The 21,419-nt window shown below is 64.9% G+C and carries 22 protein-coding genes and 1 pseudogene; 3 read left to right on the top strand and 20 right to left on the bottom strand.

What is annotated here, in order from left to right; translation table 11 throughout:
* Positions 1-91: 91 nt before the first annotated feature.
* Positions 92-214 (bottom strand): annotated as a pseudogene (locus tag ACU0BR_RS01450) (transposase); the annotation flags it as partial.
* A gap of 465 nt (positions 215-679) precedes the next feature.
* Between ACU0BR_RS01450 and ACU0BR_RS01455 the strand changes: the two are divergent.
* Entirely contained in the window at positions 680-1,468 is a 789-nt protein-coding gene (locus tag ACU0BR_RS01455) for a 3-methyl-2-oxobutanoate hydroxymethyltransferase (RefSeq protein ID WP_446155060.1), read from the top strand.
* Positions 1,469-1,480: 12 nt separating this feature from the next.
* Here the strand turns inward: ACU0BR_RS01455 and ACU0BR_RS01460 are convergent, their stop codons facing one another.
* Entirely contained in the window at positions 1,481-2,404 is a 924-nt protein-coding gene (locus ACU0BR_RS01460) for a LysR family transcriptional regulator (protein ID WP_446155061.1), read from the bottom strand.
* Between the two features lie 101 nt (positions 2,405-2,505).
* Here ACU0BR_RS01460 and ACU0BR_RS01465 point away from each other — a divergent pair, with 101 nt between their 5' ends.
* Complete coding sequence (locus ACU0BR_RS01465) at positions 2,506-3,498, top strand: sterol desaturase family protein (RefSeq protein WP_446155062.1); 993 nt, start codon at positions 2,506-2,508, stop codon at positions 3,496-3,498.
* A gap of 39 nt (positions 3,499-3,537) precedes the next feature.
* On the opposite strand, the gene ACU0BR_RS01470 is transcribed toward ACU0BR_RS01465, so the two are convergent.
* From ACU0BR_RS01470 to ACU0BR_RS01545, 16 genes are all read right to left on the bottom strand, one after another.
* Positions 3,538-4,233 carry an RraA family protein gene (locus tag ACU0BR_RS01470; RefSeq protein WP_446155063.1) on the bottom strand — a complete coding sequence of 232 codons (696 nt, stop codon included), beginning with the start codon at positions 4,231-4,233 and terminating at the stop codon, positions 3,538-3,540.
* Positions 4,223-4,927, bottom strand: coding sequence for an alpha/beta fold hydrolase (locus ACU0BR_RS01475; RefSeq protein ID WP_446155064.1), 705 nt, complete (start codon positions 4,925-4,927; stop codon positions 4,223-4,225). Before ACU0BR_RS01475 ends, ACU0BR_RS01470 begins: the two co-directional genes overlap by 11 nt.
* Positions 4,924-6,045 carry a cobalamin-independent methionine synthase II family protein gene (locus ACU0BR_RS01480; RefSeq protein ID WP_446155065.1) on the bottom strand — a complete coding sequence of 374 codons (1,122 nt, stop codon included), beginning with the start codon at positions 6,043-6,045 and terminating at the stop codon, positions 4,924-4,926. The genes ACU0BR_RS01475 and ACU0BR_RS01480 overlap by 4 nt, the downstream gene beginning before the upstream one ends.
* A gap of 2 nt (positions 6,046-6,047) precedes the next feature.
* Positions 6,048-6,659 carry a class I SAM-dependent DNA methyltransferase gene (locus ACU0BR_RS01485; protein ID WP_446155066.1) on the bottom strand — a complete coding sequence of 204 codons (612 nt, stop codon included), beginning with the start codon at positions 6,657-6,659 and terminating at the stop codon, positions 6,048-6,050.
* Between the two features lies 1 nt (position 6,660).
* The gene (locus ACU0BR_RS01490) at positions 6,661-7,626 is read right to left on the bottom strand and encodes a cupin domain-containing protein (RefSeq protein ID WP_446155067.1); all 966 of its coding nucleotides are present in this window, start codon (positions 7,624-7,626) and stop codon (positions 6,661-6,663) included.
* Positions 7,627-7,782: 156 nt separating this feature from the next.
* Complete coding sequence (locus ACU0BR_RS01495) at positions 7,783-8,763, bottom strand: ester cyclase (RefSeq protein ID WP_446155068.1); 981 nt, start codon at positions 8,761-8,763, stop codon at positions 7,783-7,785.
* A complete protein-coding gene (locus ACU0BR_RS01500; protein WP_446155069.1) occupies positions 8,760-9,782 on the bottom strand; it encodes a nuclear transport factor 2 family protein in 1,023 nt (340 codons plus the stop codon). Before ACU0BR_RS01500 ends, ACU0BR_RS01495 begins: the two co-directional genes overlap by 4 nt.
* Positions 9,783-10,799 (bottom strand): LacI family DNA-binding transcriptional regulator, encoded by a 1,017-nt coding sequence (locus ACU0BR_RS01505; protein ID WP_446155070.1) that lies wholly within the window; start codon positions 10,797-10,799, stop codon positions 9,783-9,785.
* Entirely contained in the window at positions 10,799-11,557 is a 759-nt protein-coding gene (locus ACU0BR_RS01510; protein WP_446155071.1) for an SDR family NAD(P)-dependent oxidoreductase, read from the bottom strand. Before ACU0BR_RS01510 ends, ACU0BR_RS01505 begins: the two co-directional genes overlap by 1 nt.
* Positions 11,554-12,606 carry an ester cyclase gene (locus ACU0BR_RS01515; protein ID WP_446155072.1) on the bottom strand — a complete coding sequence of 351 codons (1,053 nt, stop codon included), beginning with the start codon at positions 12,604-12,606 and terminating at the stop codon, positions 11,554-11,556. The genes ACU0BR_RS01510 and ACU0BR_RS01515 overlap by 4 nt, the downstream gene beginning before the upstream one ends.
* A 79-nt stretch (positions 12,607-12,685) precedes the next feature.
* On the bottom strand, positions 12,686-14,017 hold the full coding sequence (gene hisD / locus ACU0BR_RS01520; RefSeq protein WP_446155073.1) for a histidinol dehydrogenase: 1,332 nt from the start codon (positions 14,015-14,017) through the stop codon (positions 12,686-12,688).
* A gap of 57 nt (positions 14,018-14,074) precedes the next feature.
* A complete protein-coding gene (locus ACU0BR_RS01525) occupies positions 14,075-14,584 on the bottom strand; it encodes an ester cyclase (protein ID WP_446155074.1) in 510 nt (169 codons plus the stop codon).
* Positions 14,581-15,636, bottom strand: coding sequence for an ABC transporter ATP-binding protein (locus ACU0BR_RS01530; protein ID WP_446155075.1), 1,056 nt, complete (start codon positions 15,634-15,636; stop codon positions 14,581-14,583). The genes ACU0BR_RS01525 and ACU0BR_RS01530 overlap by 4 nt, the downstream gene beginning before the upstream one ends.
* 12 nt (positions 15,637-15,648) lie before the next feature.
* Entirely contained in the window at positions 15,649-16,530 is an 882-nt protein-coding gene (locus ACU0BR_RS01535; RefSeq protein ID WP_446155076.1) for a carbohydrate ABC transporter permease, read from the bottom strand.
* A 10-nt stretch (positions 16,531-16,540) separates the two neighbouring features.
* On the bottom strand, positions 16,541-17,569 hold the full coding sequence (locus ACU0BR_RS01540; protein ID WP_446155077.1) for a carbohydrate ABC transporter permease: 1,029 nt from the start codon (positions 17,567-17,569) through the stop codon (positions 16,541-16,543).
* Positions 17,570-17,664: 95 nt separating this feature from the next.
* Positions 17,665-18,900: an ABC transporter substrate-binding protein gene (locus ACU0BR_RS01545; protein ID WP_446155078.1), complete on the bottom strand. Its 1,236-nt coding sequence runs from the start codon at positions 18,898-18,900 to the stop codon at positions 17,665-17,667.
* Between the two features lie 176 nt (positions 18,901-19,076).
* Here ACU0BR_RS01545 and ACU0BR_RS01550 point away from each other — a divergent pair, with 176 nt between their 5' ends.
* The gene (locus ACU0BR_RS01550) at positions 19,077-20,144 is read left to right on the top strand and encodes an ester cyclase (protein WP_446155079.1); all 1,068 of its coding nucleotides are present in this window, start codon (positions 19,077-19,079) and stop codon (positions 20,142-20,144) included.
* A 191-nt stretch (positions 20,145-20,335) separates the two neighbouring features.
* Here ACU0BR_RS01550 and ACU0BR_RS01555 read toward each other — a convergent pair whose 3' ends face one another.
* Both ACU0BR_RS01555 and ACU0BR_RS01560 read right to left on the bottom strand, forming a co-directional pair.
* Positions 20,336-20,905 carry a rhodanese-like domain-containing protein gene (locus ACU0BR_RS01555; RefSeq protein WP_446155080.1) on the bottom strand — a complete coding sequence of 190 codons (570 nt, stop codon included), beginning with the start codon at positions 20,903-20,905 and terminating at the stop codon, positions 20,336-20,338.
* Complete coding sequence (locus ACU0BR_RS01560; protein WP_446155081.1) at positions 20,898-21,284, bottom strand: DUF302 domain-containing protein; 387 nt, start codon at positions 21,282-21,284, stop codon at positions 20,898-20,900. The genes ACU0BR_RS01555 and ACU0BR_RS01560 overlap by 8 nt, the downstream gene beginning before the upstream one ends.
* Positions 21,285-21,419 lie beyond the last annotated feature (135 nt).

Genomic DNA, 21,419 nt, shown 5'->3' on the forward strand with positions numbered 1-21,419 from the left:
GCAGAGAAATGATAGCAACCAACCCGGTCAGCAGGTGCAACGAGTAGCTTAAATCATGCCAGATCCTGTCCAAGAGACGGGGAGTAGCTCAGTAGAGCGAATACGGGCTGACCCCCAGCCGCTGCGACACCTCCCTGACCGGGTAGCCTCGCTCGGTGATCTGCGCGACCGCATCCCGCTTGAACTCGTCGCTGAACCTGTTGCTGCTCATCATGGCCTCCTTGCCTCAAAATTAGCGAAGAAGGTGTCCACAAGACACGGGGCTATTCAGACCCAATTCTCAGCATCACAACCCAGGCCGCCTGATCATGCCCTCAGGCCACCCGGGAAATTACACCACCTTGACGGACGTGACCGATAGCCGTTTTTGTTTGCCGTTGAGGTGTTCGGAGCCTGAGTGGCCAGGATCTCGATGAAATAATGGAGACGGCACATACGTGGAAATCAATGATATTTCATGCATGCAGGGTGTATATTAACATCTGCTTTTCAGTTTTTTTTGTGCGATTAAAACTGTTTTTCTTGCGATGAGAACTCTTTATCTTCCGCCCTCATACCCAGGTTTCAGACTCGACCGGCACATGTCCTGGGCAAGGCGCAAAACGGTTCGGGTCCCATGACCCGGCTGCCATGACGCGCCGATCACTAGTTTAATCGCAGCATAAAGGACATCCTATCCATGAGCTTTCAGGGCCTGACCGTTCACGACCTTCTCGCCTGTAAGGGCAAACGCAAACTGGCCTATGTGCAGGCCGCGTGCGATGCAGAGGTGATCGCCGCGGCCGAGGCCGGGATGGACATGATCGGCACTGCCTTCATTCCCGAGCGTGCGCATTTCGCCGGGCTGGCCAAGGGCACGCATTTCCAGTTCGGTCTGCCCTGGGGCAAGCACGCCTCGGCGTCCGAGGCCCTGCGGGATGCCATGCAGGCGATGCAGGCCGGGGCGCAGTCGGTTTATTGCGGGATGAGCCCCGCCATCGTCGAGGTGCTGGCCCGCGAGGGCGTGCCGGTAATCTGCCATGTCGGGCTCGTGCCGCCAAAGGCCACATGGACCGGGGGGTTCCGCTCGGTCGGCAAGACGCCGGAGCAGGCGCGCGACGTATTGCAGGCGGTGCGAGACTTCGAGAACGCCGGCGCCTTCGCGGTGGAACTGGAGGTCGTGCCGGCCAATCTTGCCGCCGCTATAACCGAACGCAGCGCCATGTTGACGATCTCGCTGGGCTCGGGCAGCGACTGTGACGCACAGTATCTTTTCTCGGCCGATCTTCTGGGCGACAACAGCGGGCACATCCCGCGCCACGCCAAGGTCTACCGCAACTTCACGGCCGAGCGTGAGCGTTTGCAGGCCGAGCGCGTTGCGGCCTATCGTGAGTACATGGAGGATGTGACCGAGCAACGGTTTCCCGAGAAGGCGCATGCGGTCCACATGGATGACGCGGTGCTTGCCGAAGTGCTCAAGAACGCCTGATCCAGGGCGTCGCTAACCCTCGACGATGAGCGCCCGGCCCTCGGGCGTGTCGAAGAAGGCGTGGCAGGCCTCTGCAAAGGCCTGCACCACGCGGCGGCGCGGGCCGGGGGCGTGGCCGAGCGACAGGGCCAGCCCGCCCGCGCTGTCTCTGATCGGCAGGCAGCGAGTGCCGTCGCCCGCATAGGTGAGGTCGGGTGCAGGGCGCATGTTCAGCATCGAACAGCCCAGCCCCGTGCCCACCAGCGCCCTGACCATTTCGGTCGAGTTGACGGTCGCCACCACCGAAACCGGCTTGCCGCTGCTTTCGAGCAGGTCCAGGTAATGGCTCTTGGCCACAGGACGGTCGAGGATGACCAGCGGCTCGTCGGCCAACTCGGAGAGCGTGACCGAGCCGCGCTCCGCGAAGGCGTGGCCCGCGCTGCACAGGCAGTAGGTCGGCGCGTGGATCAGCCGCTCGACGACGATCTGCGGCACCGGCGCGTCCGAGACAAAGAGGATGACATCGAAACTGCCCTCGAGCAGCCCCTCCTGGGCACGGGCGTTGTCACATTCCTCCAGCGACAGGCTCAGGCCCGGGTTTTCCACCATCAACGCATGCATGATCTTCGGCAGGAAGGCCGGGGCAATCGGTGCGTAGTAGCCGATCTTGAGCACGCCCGACAGGCTGGTGCGCATGTCCGCGCCGTCGGCGAGCATGGCATCGTAGCGATCCAGCAGATCCTCCATCCGCCGCAGGATGACGCGGCCGGCGGAGGTGGGCGAGATGCCCTTGGCCCGGGCCCGCGTGACCAGCGTGATGCCGAAAGCCTCCTCGGCCTGATCGATCGCGACCGAGACCGCCGAGGCCGCCACGTTCAACTCCTGCGCCGCCGCGGCGATGCTGCCGCGCAGGATGGCGGTGCGGGCATAGCGCATGGCACGCAGGGACAGGGGCACGGCGGATACCTCTATAAATCAGGCTTTGTTGTTTTGAATATTCTGTTTTTCGTGGTTTAACAACGGTGGCAGGGTGGAGGCAGATCAACAAGGAGCACACCATGACTGCTTCCGCCGACCCGAAACCCTCGCTGCCCGGTTGGAACCACACGCCCAAGGTGCCGATCGAAGTCTCTCCGCTGTTTCAATGGCCGCCGCGTCCCGGCGCGATCCTGCGCTGGATCTGGGACAGCTGGTTCCTGATTTCCGAACGCCTGATCATCGTCGGCATCGCCTTTGCCACGATGGCCCTGACGCAGCCGCCGCTCGAGGTGACGCAGACCCTCGCGCCGGGCTGGATCGCCCAAGTCTGGCTGCGCAACATCGTGCTTATGACGCTGGTGGCCGGCGGGCTGCACCTCTACTTCTATCGCTTCAACGCGCAGGGCAAGAAGCTGCGCTACGACCCGCGTCCGCTGATGGTCAAGGGCAGGCAGTTCACCCTGGGCGGGCAAATCCGCGACAACATGTTCTGGACGCTGGTCAGCGGCGTGACCGTCTGGACCGCCTATGAGTGTCTGTTCTTCTGGGCGATGGCCAATGGCTGGGCGCCTGTCCTGAGCTGGGCGGACAGCCCGGTCTGGTTCGTCCTGCTGTTCCTGCTGATCCCGCTGTGGGAGAGCTTCTACTTCTACCTGATCCACCGCGCGCTGCACTGGCCGCCGCTCTACAAGCGGGTGCATTCGCTGCACCACCGCAATATCAACGTCGGCCCCTGGTCGGGCATGTCGATGCATCCGGTCGAGCATGTGATCTTTCTGGGTTCGGTGATGATCCACTGGATCGTGCCTGCGAACCCGGTCCACATCATCTATCACATGCAGTATCTGGCGCTGACCGCCGCGACCACGCATTCAGGCTATGAGGCTCTGCTGATGCGCGACCGGGACCGGCTGAAGCTGGGCACCTTCCACCACCAGATGCACCATCGCTATTTCGAGTGCAATTACGGCTCGCTGGAAGTGCCCTGGGACAAGCTCTTCGGATCCTTCCACGACGGCACCCCCGAGGCCAACGTGCGCATGAAGGAACGCCGCAAACGCCTCATGGGCTGAGCGCCGCACACCGACCTGCCCGAAAGTCGGTTCGCGCTCTCAGGTTCGGGCTTTTTCGAACGCGGTCCAGGCGGCTTCGAACTTGTCGAAATCGAATCCCTCTTCGCGCGCCGGACCGAGCACCAGATGTTCGGTGCTCTGCATCTTGTCGATGGCTGCCGCGATCCGATCCACGATGTCGGCCGGGATCACGACCGCGCCATGACGGTCGGCATGGACGAGGTCTCCGGGCCGTACGGTGAGGCCGAACACCGTGACCGGCGTGCCCAGTTCGGTGACATGCACGAAGCCGTGGCTCGGACCGACCGAACCCGCGATGACCGGAAATCCCGGCGCAAGGTCGCCCAGGTCGCGCATCACGCCGTTGGTCAGCGCGCCCGACATGCCGAAGCCCTTGTGGACCGCGGTATTGACCTCGCCCCAGTAGGCGCCGATGCAATCGGGAAAGTCCACGTCCTCGACCACCGCGAGCGAGGGTTTGGGGCCCTCGGCCATCGCCTTGTAATAGGCCATGCGGCGGGTGCGGATCACCTCCGCGGGCTCGGTCGGCAGGGCCAGAGCCGAGATCTTCGCGGTCACCGCATAGCCCACGACCGCAGGCGCCTCGGGGTCGGAACACAGCATCGTGCCGCGCGTGAAACCGTTGAAACCGCGCTGGCCTTGCGCCACCTCGATGGCATTGCAGACGGTCGGCGTGTCGACGCTGCGCAAGAGTGTCAGAAGTTTATCGTCCATCGGTTTGCTCCAGCCAGGCCGCCAGCGCGGCGGTGGTCTCGTCAGGTTGTTCCAGGGTCGGCAGGTGCCCCGCGCCATCGATGACGCGCAGGGTGCTGCCCGCGATCAGATCATGCATCAACTCGTGCCGTGCCACCGGGCAGAGCGCATCATCGCGCCCGCAGAGCACCAGTGCCGGTCCCTCATAGGCGCGCAGCGTGTTCTGTTGATCGGGGCGATGGGCCAGTGCGCGCGATTGGTTGAGAAAGACCTCCTCGCCCAGCGACAGTGCCATCGCCATGCACAGATCGAGGATCTCGGCCCGGCGCGGCCCATTGGTCAGGTAGTTGGGCTTCATCTCGTCGCGCATCACCAGCGACAGCCGGCCGTCGCGGACCTTGTCCATCTGCGGCTGGCGGCGAGCGCGTACCGCATCGGTTTCGGCCTTGGGATTGGTGTCGAGCAGCGCCATTCCCTTCACGCGCTCCGGTGCCTGCCGCGACATCTCCATGGCGACGATGCCGCCCATGCTGAGGCCCGCGAGCGCGAAACGTGGCGGCGCGTGATCCAGTATCTCCGCGGCGAGCGCTTCCACCGTGTCATGCGCGCCGATGGGCGCGCAATGAACCGCACGGGTGCCGGAAAGCGCGGCGATCTGCGGCGCGTAGAGCCGCGCATCGCACATCATGCCGGGCAGCAGGACAAGCGGAATCATGAGGCGATCTTTGCCCCCTCGGCCAGGGCACCCAGTTTGGCATAGGCGATCTCGGGATCGACTGCGCCGTAGCCCGCGAAGGTGCCGAAACCGCAGTCCGACCCGGCGATCACCCGCTCGGAGCCGACGATATCGGTGAACCGCGCGATGCGCTGTGCGACCAGATCCGGGTGTTCAACGAAATTCGTCGTGGTGTCGACCACGCCGGGCACCAGCACCTTGTCGTCGGGAATATCGGCCTTGCGGTCGCGGAACACCGTCCATTCATGGCCGTGACGGGGGTTCGACGTTTCGAACAGCACATAGCGCGCCTTGGCGGCCATCAGCGTGTCGAACATCTTGGCCATCGGAATGTCGCAGACATGCGGGCCTTCGTAGTTGCCCCAGCAGATGTGGATGCGCACCTTGTCCTGCGGCACATCCGAGAGCGCGTGGTTCAGCGCCTCGACGTGGCTCGCGGCCACCTTGACGAACTCCGCATCCGTGAGCTCGTTGAACAGCATGTGCCGACTGAGTGCGAGGTCGGGGCAGTCCAGTTGCAGATCGAGGCCGGAGGCGACGATGGTCTCGTATTCCGCCTTCATCGCATCGGCAAGCGCGGCCAGATAGGCGTCGCGGGTCTTGTAGTAATCGTTCTGCAGGAACAGCGAGATCACGCCGGGCGAGGCCGCGTTCATGAAGCCGCGCGCGACCCCATGCGTGTTCATGGCCGCCTTCAGGTTGGCGATGTCGGTCTCGAGCTCGCCCTGGCCCTTGGATTTGACCTCGCCCACGCACATCGGCCGCGCGTATTGCGGCGTGCCGCCCTCGTCGGCAATGCGTCTGAGGAAGGTGGGAAACCGCTTCAGATCCGCCGGCGCGTTGCGCGGGCTGTCGCCGCCGAAGCCGGTGTAGCGATCCTTGACGTAGGTGGCGTAGGAGATCTTCGACGTCTCGCCGTCCGAGACGATGTCGATGCCCGCCCCGGCCTGTTTGCGGACGGTTTCGCTCACCGCCTCGGTCATGGCGGCGTCGAAGGCTTTCGCATCGTAATCCTCGCCGTTTTCGCGGGCGAAAATGAAATCCACCACCTTCTGGCTGCGCGGCAGGGAACCGACGTGGGTTGTCTTGATGGGCATGGTCATTCCTCCTCCTTGCGCGCCATCAGCACGCTGTGGCTGTTGCACTCGGGGTCTTCCGCCAGAAAGCCGGTGAGCCGCAGGCCGTGGTCCTCCAGCAGCTGCGCGTATCCGGCTGGCGACAGGCTGGCGTGATAGACGGGCCGGTCTGCCACCATACCCTTGGTCTCGGCTGCGCTGGGGCCGACCGTCGCTAGCAGGGTTCCCCCGGGGCGCAGATGGTCCGCGATACGGGAAATCATGTGGCGCTGGTCTTCGGCTGTCAGATGAAACAGGCTGTCCCAGGCCACGATCCCGTCGAAACGCTGCCCGAGGTCGAGTCTGCGCATGTCGGCTTCGTGCCAGTCCACCTCCGGCCAGCGGCGCCGGGCGATATCCAGCATGGCGGGGGCGACATCCACCCCCGTCAGCCGGAAGCCTTCCGCCAGAAACCACCGCGCGATCGGCTCGCCCGCGCCGCAGCCGAGGTCGAGCACTTGGCCTCCCGCGGGCAGGCAGGCCGCGAAACGCGCCAGCCAGCGCGCTTCGAACAGCGATCGCGACCGCTGCGCATCATAGGCTTCGGCCCCGGCGTCATAGACGGCGCGGGTGCTCTCGGGATCGGCGATGCTCATCTCAGCCGCGCCAGGTCGGGCCGGCCGGATCGTCGGTGGCGATGACACGGTAAAGCGCGGCCTCGCCGGTCATCGAAGGCGCCGCGCTGTGGCGCAAACCCTCCGGGATGCTCATCGTGTCGCCGGGCGCAAGCGTGGTGCTGCCGCCGTCCCAGTCGACGCGCCAGTGGCCTTTGACCGGCATCAGCACCGAGGGCTTGTCATGCGCGTGCAGGTCCTCGGGGGCATTGGCGCGGGTCACGAAATCGACCTCGAACCCCGGCTTGTCGCGCATCAAGCCCGTCTCGCCGATCACCTTGACCGGGCCGTCATTCGCCAGCGCCACCATGTCCAGATACCGCCTGACATGACCGCTCACCACCTCGGCCCCGGTCGGACGGTCGACCTTGGCGAGCTCGCCCTGCGTCAGCAGCGGCATCGGCTTCACCCCCTCGGGGAGGCTCTCGTCCTTCTTGCTGTCGTAGAGCTTGCCGTTGTCGCCGAGGATCAGCCCGTGCGCCTTGGCGTCCTCGATCACATGCGGCGCCCAGATCACGCCGCCGCCGGCATCGTCGCCGCCGAGGATCGCCATGATCATCCCGTAATCGGTGCCGACGTTTTCGAACCCGCGGAAGATGTTGGTGGGGATGTTGAAGATGTCGCCCTCTTCGAGGATGATCTCGCCCGCGTCGCCCTTTTCGCCCCAGAAGAAGCGCCAGCGGCCCGACAGGATGAAGAAGACCTCGGCCGTGCGGTGGTTGTGCAGCGAGTTGCGGCAATGCGGCGGCTGCCCGGCGGCGCCGATGTTGAAGCCGTGCGGTTCGGTGATGTGGACGTGCTGATCGGGGCTTTCGCTGACGCCGCCGCCGATGATGGTGAAGTTCTCCTTCTGGTCGCTGCCCGGCGTATGGGCGTCGATGAAGGCGGTCTTGCAGGGCTTGAGTTCGCCGTAGCGGACAATGCGGGCGGTCATGTCGTGTTGTGTCATCAGGGTCTTCCTTGGTGTTGCCGGGCCTTGCGGGCCGCGGCGGTTGAACAAATCGGGCGGGATTTGCTCAGCGTCCCGGAGGACGGTTGTTCAACCGGCGGGCGCGCAGGCTTGCCAGATAACCGTGCCGTGCGCTCAGATGCGGTGCGCTCGCTCTCATGCGCGCGCGCAGGTGTGCAGGTGGATCTGTTTCCAGATGGCGACCTCGTCGATCAGGGTGAACTCGCGTCGCAGGCCCCATTCGCCCCATTCGGCATGGGTCGCGCCCATCACATGAACTTCCGCCCCCGTGGGCGCGCCGAAAAAACCGTGACCCGAGTGCTTGCCGGTCAATGACCAGCGCACCGCGGCACGGTTCGGCGTGCCGGGATCGGAACGGCCGATCTGGTGATGGATCTCGAATTTCGCGGTCGGAAAAGACGAGCGCAGGCGCATCCAGTCGGTCTCGGCGAAATCGTGGGACCAGCCGCCGCGTGCGCCCCAATGCTCGGTCCGCACGGCGCGGTCGTATTGTTCGCGGATGACGGTGAAGTCCTTGTCCATGATCCGGGTCAGGATGTCCGCCAGCCGCGTGCCCCATGCGTTGTCGTTGCCCCGCCCGGTGTAGGGGCCCGCAACGTCGTGGTGGGGATGGAAGGGGCGCTGACAGCTCTCCGCCCCGCCCTCGGCCTCGATCTGATAACGGGCATATTCCGCCGGGTCCCATCCCAGCTGCCGCGCGATGCCGCCGACATCGCGGATCAGCCATTCGTCGTCGATCACGTCGGCCTTTGCGGCGCAATCGGCGATCACCCGGATGACGAAGCTCTTGCCGGTGGGCGGGCCGAAGGCGCCATGCCCGGTGTGGGTGCCGGTGGTGACGATCCGGTGCGAGGACAGATAACGTCCCTCTTCCGGCCCTTCGGACCAGATCACATCCTCGCCCAGAAGCTGCCGGTCGGGAAATTCCGCCAACGTCGCCAGCGTGCCGTCGATGACGCCTGCATTGCCCTGCGCCAGCCCCGAAGGAAAGCGCATGGGGATATCCTTGCCATAGTAGTGGTGCAGCGTGGCAAGCCCGCGGTCCTCCCAGATCTCCTTGGTGATCTTCAGGATGTAATCGGGCAGGTCCTTGAACTGGTTGGAAAACGCCTTCATTCGTGGTGCCCCGTTTGCAGAAGGATCTGTTTCCAGATCGCGGTTTCGTCGATCAGGGTGAATTCGCGGCGCACGGTGGGTTCGCCCCAGGGGCCATTGCCCGCGAAGGGGCCGAACTCGGCATGGCTGATCCCCATGACATAGACCTCGGCGCCGGTGGGGCGGCCAAAGCGGCCCCAGCCGGAATGCTTGCCGTGCAGGCTCCAGCGGACGGCGGCACGCGGCGGCATCAGCGGGTCGTCACGGCCCACCACATGCTCGACCTTGAACTCGGCATGGGGAAGGGCGGCGCGCAGCCCCATCCAGAACAGATCGGCATCGCCCCAGCCCAGCCCGTCCTGCCCGCCCGGATAGTGCAGGCTCACCGCCCGGTCATAGGCGCGCGGGATCACATCCATGTCGGCGGCCATGATGGAGCCGAGCACATCGGCATAGCGCTGCCCCCATTCGTTGTCGTTGCCGCGCCGGTCATATGGGCCCGCCACGTCCGTCGCGGGCGTCATCGGCCTGACGCAGGCTTCCGCGCCGCCTTCGCGCGCGATCAGGTCGCGGGTCCAGTCCTTCACGTCAAAGCCCATCCGCGCCACGATTGCCGACTGGTCGCGCACCAGCCATTCGTCATAGACCGCGCCGTCGCGGATCGCGCAGTCGGCGAGAATGCGATAGGTCACGCGCCTGCCGGTGGGCGCGCCGTACATGCCGGGATGGCTGTGCGTCGCGGTGCAGATCAGCCGGTGCGAGGACAGAAACGCGTCGGAACTCTCGGTCGCGCCCTCCGGGTCGTCGCACCAGATCACGTCTTCGCCCAGAAGCTCGCGGTCGGGAAACTCCGCCAGGGTCGCCATGGTGGCGGCAATCACGTTGCTGTTGTCCTGCACCACCGAAGCGGGCGAGCGCACGATCAGCCCCGGGGCATAAAGCTGCCGCAGCGACCCGATCTCACGGTCTTCCCAGATCTGCTTGGTGATGCCGATGATGTAATGCGGCACGTCCTGCCACTTCGGATCAAATCCGCGCATTCAGCTTTCCCCCGCGTTGATGGTTGAGCCGCGCAGCATCAACTCGCCGTCGAGCTTGACGTGTTCGGGCGCCGCGTCGCGGTCCTCGATCCGGCGCATCAGGATATCCACGGTTCCGGCCACCAACCGGTTGATGGGCTGGCGATAGCTGGTCAGGTCATAGGCGGGCCAGGCGGCGATGGGCACGTCGTCGAAACTGGCCACCGCCACGTCTTCGGGGATGCGCAGCCCCAGCTTCGACCGGATCACATCCATTACCGCAAAGGCCATGTAATCGTTGCAGACGAAGACCGCATCGGGAAAATCGCGCCCGGCAAACATCTCCAGCGCGGCCGCACGTGCCTGTCCGTATTCGAAGTTGCCCAGCTCGCGCGCCGCCAGCGAAAGTCCCGCCTCCCTCAGCCCTTCGCGAAAGCCTGCCTCGCGGTCGCGCTGGGTCGAGGCTTGCTCCATGCCGGCGATATAACCGATCCGGCGATGGGCGGCGGCGGCGAAATGCGCCGCGATGGTCCGCCCGCCGAGGTGATTGTTGGTGGCGACAGACGACATCCCCGGATCGTCCTGCACGCGGTTGAACAGCACCACCGGAATGCCGTGCTCATGGCAGCGCTTGGCCAGTTCCGACGACATCGAGACCGAGGCCAGCACGATGCCGTCCACCTGATAGTCAAGGATTTCGGTCATCACCTTCTGCACGTCCGCGGCCGTGTTGCGCGAGATGAAGACCAGCACGTGATAGCCCTTGTCCTGAAGCGCCACTGACAGGCGCTCCACCACCTCCGGATAGAACTGGTTGTTCAGATAGGCCACGACCAGCCCGATGATCCGGCTCTTGCCGGTGATCATCGCGCGGGCGAGCACGTTCGGCCGGTACCCCAGCGCGTCGGCCGCCCGCATCACCTTTTCCCGGGTCGCCTTGGAGACGCTGGCGCCGGGCGTGAACACCCGGCTCACCGCCGACTGGCTGACCCCGGCGCGCTGCGCCACCTGCAATGATGTAATGCGTTCGCTTGCCATCAATCCGCCGTCCAGCCCCCGTCGATCAGCATGGAGCTGCCGGTTACCAGAGACGAGGCATCAGAGGCCAGATAGAGCACCGCCCCCATGATGTCCTCGACCTCACCGACGCGGCCCAGCTTGATCTTTTCCCTGATCCAGGCGACGCGCTCGGGCTTGTCGAACGTGTCTGCCGTCAGGGGCGTGCGGATGAAGGTCGGGCAGATGGAATTGATGCGGATCTGACGTTTCCCCCATTCGATTGCCATAGACTTGATCATGCCTTCCAGCCCGTGTTTCGACGCGCAATAGACGGCCCGGTCGATGCCGCCGACGTGACCCATCTGACTGCTGATGTGGATGATCGAACCGCCGGTCCCGGCCATGCTCTTCGCCGCCGCGACCGACAGGAAATAGGCCGCCCGCAGGTTCACCCCCATCACCGCGTCGAAATCCTCTGCTGTGGTTTCCAGCGCCGGGCCGTGGCGTGCCAGCCCGGCGGAGTTGACCACCACATCGAGCTTCTGGCCCGCCAGCGCGCCGGTCATCGCGTCGAGATCGCCGATGTCCAGCGCCAGCGCCTCGGCCGACCAGCCTTCGGCCTGCATCGCCGCCACCGTGTCTTGCAGCCGGTCCAGCCCCCGCGCGGCACAGATCACATGCGCGCCTGCCTCGGCCAGGGCCACCGCGCAGGCCTGACCGATGCCGGAAGAGGCTCCGGTCACGAGGGCGCGCCTGCCATCGAGACGAAAGGAGGGGGTGCGGGGCAGGTTTGTCATTGGCTCATACCGTCCGGAATGGTGATGCGCCCGATATTGCGGGCCTTGTTGAACTCGCGCAGCCGGGCAAAGACGTCGACACCCAGCTGGTCATAGGCGTGCAGCAGATCGACCAGCACCCAGTTTTCGCGGATGCGGCCATCCTCCAGCCGCCAGAAATCCAGGCTGCGCATGGTGATCTTCCTGTTCAATGGGGCAATGCCCAGCCAGCCGCCATGCTTGACCGTCTGCGCCATGTTTGGCCAGCCGGTCACACCGGCATAGTCGCCGTCGCCGAAGAAATGGTGATGCGTCTCGTCCGAATGCTGCCCCCGGTCCGGCATGGCCGTCAGAAACGGGATCTGGTGCCAGTTGCGGAACCCCGCGATGCCGCGCGCGGTGCCGATGCCCGCAGGCCCGTACCAGTTCATGCGCGGGTGCCAGAAGCGCTCAAGCTCCATCACCTCCGGCCCGCCCTGGCTGGGGTATCTTTTCATGCAGGCCAACATGTCGACGATATGCTGTTGCGAGGCACGCGCCTTGCCCGCATCGAACGGCCCGGGCACCAGCCCATCCTGTGTCGCCGGACCGGGCACGTGGACCTCCAGCCCCAGCGACGGCGCCAGAGGCCAGGCCCCCGCCTGCATCATGACTTCGGGAATGTCCCAGACCGCCTGCACCTCGACCACCCGGCCGGCCTCGATACGAAAGAACTCGTGGAACCGCATGGTGGCCTGATGCCCGGTCGGCGGGATGTCGAGCCACGGCCCGGTAAAGACCCCGGTGTAATAGCCGCCGCACCCGACCCAGTTCGCGCCGTCCTGATCGGGCCCGGCCATGACGATGTAATCGCGCCGCTCCAGATCGGGCCAGGCGTCGAGCAGACCGCGATAGGCGGTGTCGTAGAACGCCTCCGGCCCGATGCTGTCGCCGAAGGGATGGCACAGGCGGAACGCCGTGTCGGACGTGCTGACCCCGGCCAGCGCATCGCGCACGGCGGCCTCTTCGAAATCATACATCGCGGCCCGCAGCGGCGCGATCAGGGCCTTGTTGGCACTATGGACATCCATGAACGGGACCGGTCCTTCTCTGGTTCGAAAATATCCCGGGGAGCACGAGGGGCTGGCCCCTCGGTCCCGCACGCTCAACTCACTCCGCCGCTTCGGGCAGATGCGCGGGCGCCCCATAGGGCACGTTCACACCGCCATAGCGACGGACCCGCACGTTGCATTGCTCGGCATGGCCGACAAAACCCTCCAGCAGGCACAGGCGCGAGCCATAGGCGCCGATCCGGGCCGCGGCCTCGTCCGTCATGACCTTCTGGTAGCTGTGGGTCTTCAGGTACTTGCCGACCCAGAGCCCGCCGGTATAACGCCCCGCCTTTTTCGTCGGCAGGGTGTGGTTGGTGCCGATCACCTTGTCCCCATTGGCCACGTTTGTGCGCGGACCGAGGAACAAGGCGCCGTAGCAGGTCATGTTTTCGAGAAACCAGTCGTCGCGGTCGGTCATCACCTGCACGTGCTCGCTGGCGATGTCGTCGGCGACCTCCAGCATCTCGTCATAGGTGTCGCAGACGATCACCTCGCCGTAATCCTCCCAGCTGACGCGCGCGGTGTCGGCGGTGGGCAGGATGGCGAGCAGGCGGTCGATCTCGGACAGGGTCTCCTTCGCCAGCTTTTCGGAGTTGGTCAGCAGCACGCAGGGCGAGTTGTAGCCGTGTTCGGCCTGGCCCAGCAGGTCGGTGGCGCAAAGCTCGGCGTCGGCGGCGGTCTCGTCGGCGATCACCATGGTCTCGGTCGGCCCGGCGAAGAGATCGATGCCCACGCGGCCGAACAGCTGACGCTTGGCTTCCGCCACGAAGGCGTTGCCGGGGCCGACGAGCAGGTGCACCGGATCGATGCTTTCGGTGCCGATCGCCATGGCGCCAACCGCCTGGATGCCGCCCAGAACGTAGATCTCATGCGCGCCGCCCAGATGCATCGCGGCGATCACGCCGGGGTTCGGCTCGCCGTTGAAGGGCGGCGTGCAGGCGACGATGCGCGGCACGCCCGCGACCGCCGCGGTGGCCACGGACATATGCGCCGAGGCCACCATCGGGAACTTGCCGCCGGGGACATAGCAGCCCACGGATTGCACGGGGATGTTCTTGTGACCGAGGATGACGCCGGGCAGTGTTTCCACCTCGATATCCAGCATCGAGTCGCGCTGTGCCTGGGCGAAATTCTTCACCTGCGCCTGCGCGAACTTGATGTCTTCGAGGTCCTGCGGGCCGACCTTGGCGATGATCGCCTCGATCTCCTCTTCGCTCAGGCGATAGCTGTCGCGGTCGTATTTGTCGAACTTCACGGCCAGATCGCGCACCGCCGCGTCGCCGCGGCTTTCGATATCCTTCAGCGTCGTGGCCACCACCCGGGCGGTCTTGGCGTCGTCTTCGGCGCGGTCGGTCTCCGACTTGCCGCGTTTGAGGTATTGCTTTGTCATTTTGCGTTCTCCCGCCCCGGACCTGATCCGGGGCCTCTTGGTCCATGAGGTCCGGGGTCAGGCCCGGGACGCGGTTTTCGCTGGGTGGGGCCGGGGGGCTTCGCGCTCACCGCGGTCGAAGGCTTCCCATCCCTGCCCGTCGAACACATCGCGTCCCAGCTGGGCCAGCACATGGGCGAAATCGACCGAGACCCAATTGTCGGCGATCTTGCCGTCCTTCACTTTCCAGAAGTCCATGTAGGGGATCGTCACCCGCTTGCCGGTGGCCTCGATGCCCATGAAAGGGCCGGAATGGGTGGCTTCGATATGGCCGAAACAGGACGCCCACTCGCCTTCGCAGATGAACTTCTCGGTCTTGTAGTCCCGCTCGGTAAAGGCGGCGCGGAGCGGCAGTTGCCAGTTGTTGCGAAAGGCCGCGAGGTCGGGTTTGGTGCCGCAGCCCTGATTGCCCATCCAGCGGAAATCCTCGTGGAAATGCGCCGCCATGTCGTCGGAATTGGCGCCGAGCGCCTCTTCCATCCGGATGATGACCTGGCGGGTGGCTTCGGCTTGTTCTTCGTACGTCATCCGTGTGTGATCCTTTCTCCGGAGGCGGTATCGAACAGGTGGCAGATCCCGGCGGGAATGCGCGCGTGCACCATCTCGCCGATCTCGGCGCGGAAATCCTTGTGGGTCTTGATCGAGACCAGAGCACCGCCCAGCCGCCAGGTGATCATCGAGGCCTCGCCCAGAAGCTCGATCGAATACATCGGCGCGGCGATCTGGCCGTCGTCTTCGACGATCTCGGCGTCCTCGGCGCGGAAGCCCAGCGTGATCGCGCCCGAAGGCCCGGTCGGCAGGCCCTCGACCCGGATGCCGTCGCCCTGGAACACGCCGTTTTCGAGCCTGCCCTCGACGAGGTTCATCGCGGGCGAGCCGATGAAGCTGGCGACGAAGGTGTTGGCGGGGTTGTCGTAGATGTCCGTGGGCGTGCCGACCTGCTGGATCCTGCCCCTGTTCATCACCACCACGCGGTCGGCCAGGGTCATCGCCTCGATCTGGTCGTGGGTCACGTAGACGGTGGTGATCTTCAGCTTCGATTGCAGGTTCTTGATCTGCGCCCGCGTGCTGACGCGCAGCTTGGCGTCCAGGTTGGACAGCGGCTCGTCCATCAGGAAGATGTTGGGCTTGCGCACGATGGCCCGGCCCAAAGCGACCCGCTGGCGTTGACCGCCGGACAGCTCGGCGGGGCGGCGGTGCATGAAATCCTCGAGTTCGGTCATGCGAACCGCGTTCATCACCATTTCGTCGTGCTTCTCCTTCGGCACCTTGCGGACGCGCAGCGGGAAGCGGATGTTCTCGTAGACGCTGAGGTTCGGGTAAAGCCCGTAGGACTGTAACACCATCGAGATGTCGCGGTCCTTCGGCTCCATCTTGTTGACGACCTTGTCGTCGAACAGGATCTCGCCCTCGGTCACATCCTCCAGCCCCGCGATCATCCGCATGGTGGTGGACTTGCCGCAGCCCGAAGGCCCCAGCAGAACCAGGAATTCCCGGTCCGCGATATCGAGGTCGAAATTCTCGACGCCGACGAAGGAGCCCCAACGCTTGTTGACGTTTTTCAGTTGCAGTCTGGCCATTGCAGAAGCCCCTTATCCCTTGACGGCGCCAGCGGTCAGACCGCTCACGATTTGACGTTGGAAAAACAGAATGAGCCCGAAGAGCGGCAAGATGGCCGAGACCACGGCGGCGACGGCATACATCACCTTGCCTTCTTCCTGGGTGGAGCCCAGGAACGAGTTGATCTTGGGGATCATCGTGGCGTTTTCCTGGGTGAGCAGCATCGAGGTGACGGTGAAGTCGTTGTAGGCCAGCAGGAAGCTGAACAGTCCCGTCGTCACCACGCCGGGCCACATCACCGGGATGATCGCCAGCCGAAAGGCCTGGAACCGCGTGCAGCCATCGACCATGGCGGCCTCGTCCAGATCCTTGGGAATCGACAGGAAGAAACTGTGCAGCATCCAGAGCGTGAACGGCTGGTTGATCGCCACAAGCACGATGATCGTCGTGGGCAGGTGGCCCCAGATGTTGAGCTGGAAGAACGGCAGCAGGTAGCCCGAGACCAGCGTGACATGGGGCATGGCACGGAACACCAGCGCGGCCATCAAGAGCCAGAAGGTGTATTTGAACCCCGAGCGGGCCAGCGCGTAGCCGCCCAGCGTGCCAAGCGTGAGCGAGATCACCACGACCGAAAAGGTGACGATGGCGGTGTTGAGCACCGCGCGCCAGAACTCCTGTTCGATCCAGGCGCCTTCATAGCCGACGCCGGTGAAGGGGTCGCCGTATTGGCGCTCGGTCACCGGGCCGGTGATGGCGTTCATCCAATCGGCGCGGGAGAAGAAATCCGCCTCGACCTTGAACGAGCCCCACATGGTCCAGAGGAACGGGAAGGCCGCGATGACGAGCCAGAGCAGCACGAAGCCGGTCGACAGGGCCACGAGCGACGGCGGTTTCTTGTCGGCAAGATTGGACATCACGGCCCCCTCAGGTCTTGCGGTTGAATTCGCGCCAGTTGCGGCGCAGGACCGGCAACAGCAGGATGATGACGCCCAGGATGGTCAGCAGCGATGTCGCGGCGGCCGAGCCGAAGAGCGGCGATTCCGAGGCGCGCAGATCGTTGTAGATCAGGTAACTCAGCGAGGTGGCGCTGGCGGCGGCGGAGAAGCCGATGATCGGCTCGAACACCCGGAAGTTGTCCATCAGCTGCATCAGCGCAATGAAGGTCGCCAGCGGCATCAGGTAGGGCACGATGACGAAGCGCACCCGCTCCCACCGGCTGGCCCCATCGACCATGGCGGATTCGATGGTGTCCTGCGGCACGGTCTGAAGCCCGGCGTAAAACACGACAAAGGCAAAGGGCGCGGAATGCCAGACGCCGTAGACGAAGAGCGTGATCCAGGTCAGCACCGGCGAGGCCTTGAGCGACAGCGACGGATCGCCGAAAAGCGCCTGCAAGCCCGCCCCGATGATGCCGCGGCTGTCGATCATCCAGTAAAGCACCAGCGAGCCGACGAGGGGCGTCACCAGCATCGGCAGCAGGGAAAAGAAGATCACCGGCCCCTTGAGAACCTTCGGGATCGAGTTGACCACCACGGCGATGATGAAACCCAGGATGATTACCAGCGGCGTCACGATGAAGGTATAGGCCAGCGTGAAGATCAGCGCCTTGTAGAACGGCAGGTTCATGATCCTGTTGCGGATCTCGCCGAAGTTTTTGCTGGTGGCGACGATCTCGCCGATCTCGTCAACGGCAAGGTGGCTGGCGTTGGTGTAAGTGCCCAGGCCGTTGAACCGCCCGGCAGGCTGTTCTTCGCGCAACCGCGCCATGGCCTGGGTGTCGACGCTGACCTCCGTATTGCAGCCGAAGGGGCCGCAGGTTTCGGATTCCGTGAGGATCTGCTCATGCTCGATGTAGAGCGACTGATACCCCACCGAGATGATCGGCAGCGCGATGAACAGGATCATCGCCAGGAGCGAGGGCCAGATAAAGGCCATGAAGGTCTTGTGTGGCATAACCATCCCCTTGCCGTGCCGGGCTCCGGCACGAGGTCATCCGTCGTCGCGGAAGGCGCGAGGCCGCCGCGCGGCGGCCTCTTGCAGGTGGAGTCCTAGTTCAGGAACCCGGCTTCGGTGGCCGCTGTCGTATAGGCCGCCTTGACGTCGGCCAGCGCCTGCTCCGCGCTTTCGTTGCCTTGCAGGAATTCGGACAGGTTGTCGCCGAGCGCCACGTGCAGCAGGCCCATGTAGGGCAGCATCGGATAGGGCTTTGCCTTGCCCTGCAGGTTGGCGATGACGCCGTCGGCGGCGCGCGTCGGCTCGAACCCGTCGATCAGCCAGACTGCCTTGTCCATGTTGCCCTCGAGCACCTCCGGCGCGATGCCGTGCATCATGGCACGGAACGAGGCTTCGGCATCTTCGTCGGAGATGTTCTTGGCGATGGTGAACCCGTCCCACCACAGCGCCGCGGTGGGCGTGGTGCCGTCGCCCAGCGTCGGTGCCGCGGCAAAGGCGGTGTTCGCAGCAATCTCCTGGTCCGGGGCGTCTGCGCCGATGTAATTGGCCGCGCGCGAGCCCCAGGCGATCGACAGCGCGACTTCGCCCGCTTCCCAGATCGGGGTCTGCGCGTTGCTGTCATAGGTGACGTAGTCGGGATTCATGTAGTCGGTCATCTTCTTCATCGTCTCGAGCACGGCGATGCCGTCCTCGTTGTCGATGGCAAGCTCGGCCGAGCCGGGCGCGAAGAACTGGCCGCCGGTGCCGAGATAGAGGTTCACGAATTCCGCCGCGAGATTCCAGCCCGGCATGAAGTTCGACGACAACGGGTATTTCCAACCCTCCTGCTGTAGCTTTTCGGCGGCCGCGAAGAGCTCGTCATAGGTCTTGGGCACCGCGATGCCGTGTTCCTCCAGTACATCCTTCCGATAGAATAGGTGCTGGGCGTTCGCCATGAAGGCGATCGCCATGGTTTTGCCGCCCACGGCGATCTTCTGACTGTCGAGAAGCTGGTCGCCCCACTTCTCGACATACACGTCGAGCGGGCGGATCAGGTCGTCGGACAGCAGCGGCACGATCGAGCTGGTCGCAACCACCGCGACCGTGTAGGTCGCAGGATCGGCGCTGAGCGCCGGCACCTGGATGTTGCTGTGCTCCGTGGTCTGGTTCACGGTCACCTCCACCGTGTCGGACGCACATTCGGCGGCGCGGCCGTTCACCGCCGACAACGCCGGAAAATCGTTCGACAGTATGCGGACCGAGCCGCTTTCGATACCGCAATCGGCCCATGCGCCGCCGGCCGATGCAATCAGCGCGGCTGCCGCGACCGATGCCTTGATCCTGAAGTTCATTCCGATCTCTCCCGTCAGAAGTTTGCGCGCCCTCCAGCCTCCCGCCGGGGCAACGTCGTGATTTTCCGCTGTGCGGACCCAAGGCCACGCCAAGCATGGGGCGTACCATACGGACGAATGAATACGTTTGCAATATTTTCTTCCAGGCGGCAGGATGCGCCGGAGAGGAGAACGACATGACCGACGACATCATCGCCTTGAAGACCAGGTTGCACACCGGGCTTGCAGCACTCTGCGAGGCCGGTCCGGCCGGGTTGGGCGCCCGGGCGGAAGCTCTGTATCACCCCGAAGTCGAGGTGCGCGCCGCGCATCCGATCAATGAAGGCAAGGGGTTGGAGTTTCTCGAAACTGCGCTTTACGGGCCGCTGCTGACGTCGTTCCCCGACCTGGAGCGGCGCGACCTGATCGTCATGGGCGGACGCTACGAGGGCCGCGACTACGTGGCGATGATGGGCCATTACTGCGGCACCTTCCGCGAGGATTGGCTGACCATTCCCGCCACGGGGCGTCCGGTCTTCCTGCGGTACGGCGAAGTGCATGAGCTGCGCGAGGGGCGAATCATACAGACCAACTGCCTGTGGGACGTGCTCGACGTGATCCGGCAGGCGGGCTTCTGGCCCCTTGCCCCCAGCCTGGGAACCGAAGCCATGTGGCCCGGCCCGATCACCGCCGACGGGGTGCTGCTGACTCCGCAGGATCCGGGTCAAGGTGCTGCCAGCATTGCACAAACCCTCGCCATGCATGACACGTTGGGCGCTTACGACGATTTCGGGGACGCCGGGCGCGAGGGCCTGCTGAACATGCCTCAGAAGGACCACTGGCATCCCAGAATGATGTGGTATGGCCCCTCGGGCATCGGCACGACCCGCGGCCTGCAGGGTTTTGTCGATTATCACCAACTGCCCTTCCGGCGTGCCTTTCCGGGGCGCAAGGGGGGCGGGCAGTGGGAAGAGATCGCCGAGCAGAAGGCGCGCCACGGCGGCGGGCATTACATCCGTGTCGGCGACGGCGCCTATTCCGTGACCGGCGGCTGGCCCAGCGTCTTTGCGCTGCACACCGGGCCGGATTTTCTGGGCGTGGGCGCCACGGGAAAGCCGGTCACCATGCGGGTGATGGATTTCTACCTCCACCACGAAGGGCTGATCCGCGAAAACTGGGTGCCGCTCGATGTCCTTGATCTGTTGATGCAGATGGGCGTGGACGTGCTGGGCCGGATGCAGAGCCACTTCCGGCGCGGGCGATAGCACAAGAGTTTGCAATCCTATGCATACCTGCCTGTCGGCATGGACCGAAACCCTTCCGGGGCGGCGGGATCGCGCGGCTGTGGCGGCGCATCCGGCGGGCGTCCGGCGGGTGCGGGGGTCGGGCCGCGCCGACGCAAGCCGCCGGATCGCGGGCGGGAGGTGCGCGGAAACGAAGGCCGGGTCGATGCCCGTCAGATGTGAAAACTCGCTGATGTGCCCGGTGTCCAGACGCTGAGTCCCTGCAGGAGCCATCCCTGCAAGCCATCGCGATAGTAGAGGATGCGGTCCGCGGGAAAGCCCGCCGCGGTCATCTTGCGGATCGCCGCGGGCGATTGTCCGCACCATGCGCCGTTGCAAAACAGCGCCACGCGGCTGGCGTTGCGGCAATCCCAGCCATCCGCGGCGCGGCGGCAACCGAGGTGGTCCAATGCGCTCTCGACATCTGTGAAGGGCAGGTTGATCGCGCCGGGGATCGTGTATCTTTCGAATTGCGCGGGCTTGCGGCCGTCGGCGACCACTGTATGCGGGTCGCGCAGCGCCTCGATCAATTCCAGCTCGCCCAGCGGGACCACGCCCGGCACCGGCAGCAGCGGTTGCAGCACCGCCGGCGGGGCCGGGCGGGAGGTATGCGCCCATTCGCCGGTAAGGCAATGGGCGGGATCGGCGATCCGTTTGACCTCCACCGGGCCGTTGGCTGTGTCGACATCCAGCCGGATGAGGCCTTCGGTGATGCAGATGGCGTTGGATTCGGCATCAGGCATTTTCGACGGCGCCACCGAGCATTTCGCGGACCTGTGCGGCGACGCGCAGAAGGTCGGGGTTCTGGATCGCCTGCATCGAGGCCACCGGATCGACGGCGGAAACCTCGACGCCGCCGTCGACCTCGCGCAGGATCACGTTGCAGGGCAGCATCGCGCCGACGCGTGGCTCCATCCCCAGCGCCTGATGTGCCATCGTGGGATTGCAGGCGCCCAGAATGCGGTAGCCCGGCATGTCTTCGCCCAGCTTCTTCTTCATCGTGGCCTGCACGTCGATCTCCGTCAGCACGCCGAAACCGGCCTCGGATAGGGCCGCGCGCGTTCGGGCGTCGGCGTCTTCGAGGGAGACCCCTTCGAGCTTGCGGTTGATGGTATAGTCCATGACAGTCCTCCTTGTGGCGCGGCCGGTCCGCGTATCGTCCTGGCAAGAAGATAGGGGCCGGGACGGTCGGCGCCAGCGGCGAGAGCATCCATACGCTGCCGAACCCTCAATTGTCTCGGACAAAGTGGACATTCC

The organism is Brevirhabdus sp., from assembly GCF_052826345.1.